Below are 7,699 nucleotides of genomic sequence, written 5' to 3' on the forward strand. Positions count from 1 at the left end.
CCCTGCCCCTCTGCCCCTCTGATCCCCCGCTCAAGAGCTCATCTGCCCCCCTGCTCCCCTGCCCCCCCGCCCCCTCGCTCCCCATCAAAGGGCGCTGCCAGGTGAGGGCAGAGAGGCCATCGGCACCGCTACCGCGAATGAGGTTGTAGAGGAGAGTTTCGGCGCGATCGCTGGCTGTATGGCCTGTTACGATATAGGGGTAATTGTGGGCGATCGCAACTTCAGCTAAAACTTGATAGCGCCATTGTCGGGCTGTAGCCTCAGTTTTCGGTATTTCCTCGGCTATTTGCCGATAGAATGGTAATTGCCAATTGAGAGCTAATTCTTCTACGCGATCGGCATTAGCTTTCGAGTCTGTACGCCAGCGGTGATCGCAGTGTACAATTGCCAAACCCCAACCCCATTTTGGCTGTAAATCTAATAGTAATTTAGTTAAGCATAGAGAGTCTTGTCCGCCGGATACTGCTACTAATATCCGCTGATTTCGCGGCAATAATTGGCGGTGGATTAACAAGTAGTGAAATTGAGCGTGGAGATGCGTCCATTTACTAGATTTCATGACGGGAACAAGAATTTTCACCACTTTGAGTTTAGCAGGCCAAAAAAAAGCGATCGCATCTCTTTTTTGAGGAAGTGCGATCGCTTTTATTCTAAAATTGTCTGGTGACTAGATTAGAGGATGATGAAATTCGCGGCCAGTATTGGGTCTTTATGGAATATTTCAATTGTATTCCCAGGACTGAGAGTAATCCGAGAAAATAGCTCTCCAGTAAAAGAATTTGGGCCATTGAAGAAGTTTCCTGGTGCTGCTAAAACTGCGTCTGCACTGCTAAAACCTAGACCAGATGCTAGCTGGATTTTGTCATCAGCCGCTACAAAATCATTAATTCGATCTTGACCATTTGCTGCCCCAAAGACAAAGGTATCCAGACCATCACCACCAGTAAGATTGTCATTGCCAGCACCGCCAATCAAGCTATCATTGCCACTATCGCCGTTAAGTATGTCATTGCCATCACCACCGATGAGGGTGTCATTGCCACCTACACCGTTAATGAGATCGTTACCACCTAAACCGTTGAGAGTATCAGCTAAATCTGTGCCTATGACTTTATCATCACCCTCAGTTGCAGTTGTTGGCGTTGAATCTTGAACGATAAATCCGTCAAATTTGTAGCCAATATCTGCAAGCAATGCCAAGTCAACTTTGGTAGGAATGAATGCTAAAGCACCACCGCCGTTACCAAGAAGAGATGGCAGTCCACCACTACTCACAATACTGGCTGGATGTCCCAAGTCGGGAGTAAGAGGAAAAGGATTGCCCGCATTAGCAGCCCTAGCGTTGGGTCCGTCAAAAGAGGTTCCAACAGTTCTGGCACTGAAAGCTGGTGCAAGACCAATACCTAGAGCGTGTTCTATCTCATGGGCAGCAGTGATAAAAAGACTCTGACCTGCGGTATTATCGCTCAGGTCAAATGGAGTTAGATCCGTGAGATTTGCAGTATTAAATGTGATACTCGCTGTAAAAGGTTCATAATTAATCCCATTGATCCGATCAGGTAAAACATAGGAAAAACCTTTTTCATCAGTAAAACCACCAGGGGTTGTATAGCCAGTAGCGCCTGTAAGAGGTTGAGCAGCGACAAAGATTCGTAGATCGTCTATCTCATTGTCCAAAACAACCTTCTTTTTTTCTCCCGTTGGACTTTGAGGATCGGATACCCAGAACTCCGTACCAGTGGGAACATTGGGAAATTCATCAAGAATGACAGATTCCCAGTAGTCAGCGACTAATTCCAAAACCTTTCGGCGGTTGGGGTCATTGAAAAATCCATTGGTATCAAACCGATAATCGAATTCAATGTTAAAAGTGCTTACCTGAGAAGGCGCACTAGCGCGACCTTGAGCTTTACCTACAGTCTCATAGTGTTCTAAAGCATTTTTTACCTCCTGCTTAAAAATGGCTTGGGTCGCATCGTAATTATTGACGAGGTAGAATTTTTCATCAAAGGCTGTTGGCGGCGTTGGTGTAGGCGTAGGCGTAACCGCAGGTGTAGGTGTAGGCGTGACCGCAGGTGTAGGCGTAGGTGAGACCGCAGGTGTAGGAGTAGGCGCGATCGCAGGTGCAGGCGTAGGTGTTACCGTAGGTTCAGGCGTAGGTGTCACCGCAGGTGTAGGTGTAGGCGTAACCCCAGGCGTTACGGGAGGTATGGGTGTCAGTGTAGGCCTAGGTGTCACTGGAGGTATTGGTGTCACCGCAGGCGTAGACGTTGGATTAAACGGTTTCCCATCGGTTCCCAAAACCAATATTTCCAACCCGTTAGCTTTGCCATCACGGATTTCTCCATAAGACGGGTTATTTAGTCCGTCTAAAATCTTGTCTCCAGCTTTAAATCCCAAGATGGTATCCTTACCTTCTGCGGGATTGATAATAAAGACATTATTGCCTTCGCCACCGATGAGGTAGTCGTCGCCGAGATTGCCATGAACGGTGTCATTGCCATCGCCGCATAGGATAGTATCATTACCTTTGCCACCGTAGAGCAAGTCGTCGCCTTCGTTCCCGAAAACTAAATCGTCACCGAGATCCCCGCGAGAAACGTCATTGCCAAAACCAGAATAGAGGATGTCCTTGTCTTTACCGCCGTAGATGGTATCGTCGCCTTGTTCGCCAGAGAGGGTATCCTCTCCAGTTAGACCAAACATCGTGTCGGAACTAGAGGTTCCAATAAGAGCGTCTGCGATCGCACTTCCCAAAAATTCCGTCATAATTGTTGCGTATAGAACCCGTCAATTTATCTGTCAGGGTCGATACCTCGCTTTTTATGCGGATTGTCGGTGTTTGTAATCAAACTTTACAAAGATGAGTTAGCCGATAGACTTTTGAAGTGTTCTATTGGCAATGAGTTAGATAATTTTATTGATAAAAAGTCAAGTTATTCCACCAATCTCAATTATTTTACATCCCTATAATCAACTCCTTCACTGGTATCTCTACCGTACAAACTTGTAATTTTACCCGTTAAATTCTCCATTTCTTCCCTAACTTGCCTGGAAGTAATTGTATTCAAAGGTACGCCTAATTGACGCGCAATCGCCGCCGCCACCCCAATTCCTTGACCTTGATAAATATTAACTGTTAAAATTCTTCCGACTGATACAGCCATTCCCACATATCCCGAAGAACGCCCAACAATTGCTAAATTGTTTACCTTTGTAGCTAAAGCACTTTCAATACCAAAGTTATACACAGGAAGAGGAGGAATTTTGATTGATAATCCTTTAACTCCGCCTCGTAAATCAAAATCATAGGAGAAACTACCGATAGATTTTTCTGGTTCAGTTCCTCCTTTGATGATTTCCTCTCCCGTCAGGGGATCGACAACATCGCGGATATTTAATGTTTGCCTGATATAAATTTCATCTGGGATAAATAATCTTACATCTTTGCCAGACAATTTTTGTAGCCAAGCCTGGATAGATGACATTTCTTGAATCATTTCTGAGTTGGGTTTTCTGCCATTTTCTTCGAGTTCAATAACTTTATCAACGGGGTATTTAAACAAAAACCCATTCCAAGATAAGGAATTATCTTTGTAGATGCAAATATTAGCGCGATCGAAAAAGAAGCCAGCCTGAGTAAAGGGTTTATTATGTTCTAAATGGTAGGCTGCACCTAATACTGAACTTCTGATATTATAACCATCGCGATAGGGTTGGTAAATAGGTTGCCAAAAATTTCTCATCCAGAATTCAGCCCCCGCTGTATCTTGATACTTATTAATACTAGATTCTATTTTTGTCACTAACTCTTGATTGTAAATAATATCATCTTCAATCTTTTTTAAGTCTGATATTGTTAAGCCTGTAATTGTCGGTACTAAAGAGACTGATAATGTAGCATCTCGCAATTTTGGAGATTGAGATTCATAGCCGCGATAATAAGATAAACCCGCTTTTCTGGCTAATTCTGCATCTTGAGTTGTGTCAATATAGGAGTCAGCTTTAATTCTGATATTGTTTTCTTTAACTTCTACATATTCAATTTTTTGATGGGCGACATGAGGGGTAAGAGTAGAACCCGAAACGATCGTTACTCCAGCTTCTGATAGCATTTCTTTCAACGCTATATCGCCTGTTTTGACTTCTAAGCAAGCTTCGGAAACTTGAGCTTTATCTAAGAAGTTAAGGAAACATTGGGCGTAGGGTTCGGAATACCAACTTGGTATTTTATCTAAGTCAACATAGCCTAAACCACCGCGTGTAAGTACGCCGCCTAAAGGTTCCGTAGGATGATTTGAACGAACCAAGGCAACTTTTCCATTAGGGCCTAAAGATTTTTTTGCCCAAATTGCTGCACATACTCCTGGAACTTCATCTCCATAAATTACTACATCATAGTTTTGATAAATTGGAGTTGTTGGTGTGGTTGGTTCAGATAATTTGGGTGTAGTAATGTGAGCTTCTAATGTGGCGCTGGCTTGGTTGGTTTTTAGGATATAGTTAGATACTTGTCTAATATATTGAGAGTCCATTAAGAGTTTTAATGTTATTAAGAATAAGATAATTCCGCTGATTTTCTTTAGGTTGGGAAGCATTCAGTTAGATTGTTAAGGGATATTGAGAGGGCAAACGTGGCTTTTCGGTGTTTACGCTGTTGAATATACCATTTTTGGGATATTTTCGTATAAGTTGAGGATGTTTTGGAAAATTTGTGGAATGTAGCAGGTTGAGGATGGTACTTGATTTTTGGCTGTAAGTGTGATATTGGATATGGCGATGGTGATAAAGTTATTACCTAGCAATAAGAATAGCTTCTATTTAAGTTTCGCTAGGATAGATGTTAATTCTGATTTTTAAAATTTTCGTCAGGTTATATCTCATCGTAAAAAATCTATTTAGAAGTTATTAGAAAGTTTTACCTCTTTGGCCCTTTCGTTTGCTATACTAAATAGGGCTTGCTGAATCAGTTTTTTATCTCTGCAACTCCTGCTGCTTTTTCTTAGCAAAGAGGAGCAATTTTTGAGCTTCTGAATATGTAGTTGTCCCACTTTGGATCAACTTCTGCCCGTAGGATATCAAAAGCACGATTTGTAAGACGACTCATACATATTACCGAGGATGTGACTCTATCATACACCAGATCGGACTGCCGATCTCATCAAATTATTTAGTTTCTCTATTGCGAGATAAAAATCTTTATATGGTAAATCTATAGCTTAATCTCAAACAAGAAGAACTAACTACTCAGTGGTTGTGGAAAAATGTGATATCGCTGATTGAACCTCATGTTAAGGGTGATTTGATTGAGCAACTAAAACCTCCCAATGTTCCAATCTGGCTTGTCTAAGTTTTGGGTATTTGGGTACTGGTACAGAGAGTCATTGTAACATTTGCGTAAGTTTTAAGCTAACTACTAACCATTAATCACTAACAATTAACTCCTTCTTAATTCTCCCGGAAATAGCAGTGAAACGCCAAGTTAAAGTTACAGAAGTAAAAGCTAGTCCTAATACTAAACCTAACCACAAACCCACACCCCCCCAATGCAGTTGGATTCCGAGAATATAACCGCTGAATAATCCTACACACCAGTAGGAAAAAAAGCCTATCAACATCGGCACTTTTGTATCTTTCAAACCTCGTAAAGCACCAGCCGCTATCACTTGCATTCCATCAAAAATTTGAAACATTGCTGCTACTCCTAATAAGGATATAGCAGTTTTAACCACGCTCAAGTTCTCAAGGTTATTGGTATCAATATATAGGGCAACAATTTTATCAGGGATACTCCAGAAAAGTAAAGCCGTGCAACTCATAAAACAAACACCAATCCCAATACCTACATATCCCGAAAGTCTAGCACCCTCAGCATCGTTGCGCCCTACCATTTGCCCAACTCTAATCGTCGTTGCATAGGAAATACCTACGGGAACCATAAAGGTAATTGCTGCTGTTTGTAAAGCAATTTGATGAGCAGCTAAAGTAACTGTTCCCAAATATCCCATCAATAAAGTGGTGATTGCAAACAATCCAGTTTCTAAGGTAAACAGTATACCAATTGGCCATCCCATGCGAACAAGTTCCCGAAATAATTTGCGATCGAACTTAAACAAGGAACGAAAAATTTGGTAACTTCTTAGCTTGGGATTTATGAAAATAAAACTAATCGCTGCTGCGAATGTCACCCAAAAAGAAATCGTACTAGCCCAACCAATTCCCGCTAATCCGAGAGCAGGAAAACCCAATTTACCAAACATCAGTATATAATTGCCCACTACATTTAGCAATACGCCGCTGACTGTAATAAGCATCACAGAATTGGGTTGATTCAGTGCGGAAACAACATTTTTTAATACTGCAAATCCCATCGCTGCCGGAAATCCCCAAACAATAGCTCGGAGATATGTTTGTGCTAAAATAACATTGCTCGCTTCTTGACCCATAAGCATCAGGATATGGCCAGAGAACCAAAGTAAGATCATTACTGGTATAGAAAGGGCTGTTGATAGCCAAAGTCCTTGACAAGCAAGACGACTTACTCGGTCAATTTGTCCGCTACCAAAAGCTACGGCTGCGAGTGCTCCCACAACTGAAATTATGCCTGTAATAATTAACAAAAAAGTAGAAAAAGAAATTGCACCCAAAGCTCCAGCCGCTAGGGTTTGAGTTCCCAGCCAACCCATCATCAGGGTATCAAAAAAATTGGTGGCTGCTTGGGCTAGCTGGGCGGCGGCTAAGGGAATTGCTAAGTGTAGACAGGCTTTGACTTCTGATAAAATATCTGATTTTAGTAGGGAGCGATTCATTTAAAATAATGACAAGACGAAGAGGAAATAATATAGAGTTTAGATTAAATAATTAATGATATTTACACATCACCCAACTGGATGAACTTGTAAGATGAATTTTACGGATTTTAATCAAAAAATATTTGAGGCGGGAAAGATGCGATCGCGCACTTAAGCAAATCCACCTAATTAAACATAAGATCGGGATGGCTAAAAAGCTGACTGTATAAACATTCTTCCTTCTCTCCTAGATAACTAAATCCTTCTTCCTTCTTCCTTCTTCCTTCTACTTACAAGGTTGCTTCTTAAGATGAGGAGATAAAGTCTTTTCTCTTGTGTCTGCTATTTTCTACTTAGTCGCTTAGGCTGCTGCGGAGAGTTCGTTAACCATTTTCACACGACCTTTGATTACCGATCGCAGTAACCGGTTAGCAGCACTTCTGTCATCATCATTGAGGGACTCGTCAAAGGCCGCTGCCATTAAACCGTAGCGATCGGCTAGAGTAAGAACGCCTGTATCGCTTACACAAGCAAGCATTTCAGCGATGGCACCGGGGAGAAGTTGGACTGGAGGCATGGGTTTTTTCCTGAACTCTACTCTTTTATAATCTCCTGTTTCCCAGAAGTACAACGTGATTCTTAGGGTGCAGAAAGCGTGATGTTTTGGGTGAAACTGCGCGATCGCAACCGCTTTAAACCTGTGAGAAGATACCCTCAGAGCTTGTGAGTCGAGTCACAATCAATAATTGGTAATGGGTAATGGGTAATGGGTAATGGCTAATTGCTAATGGCTAATTGCTAATTGCTAATTGGTAATTGGTAATGGCTAATCGCTAATGGCTAACTATCCATCTCCCCCATCCTCCCCATCCTCCCCATCCTCCCCATCCTCCCCATCCTCCCTATCC

At 42.1% G+C, this 7,699-nt stretch carries 5 protein-coding genes; all 5 read right to left on the reverse strand.

Going from position 1 to position 7,699, the window contains the following annotated elements:
- Positions 1 to 559: tRNA lysidine(34) synthetase TilS (gene tilS / locus PN499_RS22680; protein WP_272034865.1), on the reverse strand; the 559-nt coding region annotated here is incomplete at its 3' end.
- Positions 560 to 672: 113 nt separating this feature from the next.
- Positions 673 to 2,769 carry a calcium-binding protein gene (locus PN499_RS22685; protein ID WP_272034867.1) on the reverse strand — a complete coding sequence of 699 codons (2,097 nt, stop codon included), beginning with the start codon at positions 2,767 to 2,769 and terminating at the stop codon, positions 673 to 675.
- Between the two features lie 185 nt (positions 2,770 to 2,954).
- The gene (locus PN499_RS22690) at positions 2,955 to 4,535 is read right to left on the reverse strand and encodes an FAD-dependent oxidoreductase (RefSeq protein WP_272034869.1); all 1,581 of its coding nucleotides are present in this window, start codon (positions 4,533 to 4,535) and stop codon (positions 2,955 to 2,957) included.
- A gap of 888 nt (positions 4,536 to 5,423) precedes the next feature.
- Positions 5,424 to 6,809 carry an MATE family efflux transporter gene (locus PN499_RS22695; RefSeq protein WP_272034870.1) on the reverse strand — a complete coding sequence of 462 codons (1,386 nt, stop codon included), beginning with the start codon at positions 6,807 to 6,809 and terminating at the stop codon, positions 5,424 to 5,426.
- 343 nt (positions 6,810 to 7,152) lie between these two features.
- Entirely contained in the window at positions 7,153 to 7,368 is a 216-nt protein-coding gene (locus PN499_RS22700) for a hypothetical protein (RefSeq protein ID WP_007356095.1), read from the reverse strand.
- Positions 7,369 to 7,699 lie beyond the last annotated feature (331 nt).

This window comes from Kamptonema animale CS-326 (assembly GCF_028330895.1).
Taxonomy (GTDB): domain Bacteria; phylum Cyanobacteriota; class Cyanobacteriia; order Cyanobacteriales; family Microcoleaceae; genus Kamptonema; species Kamptonema formosum.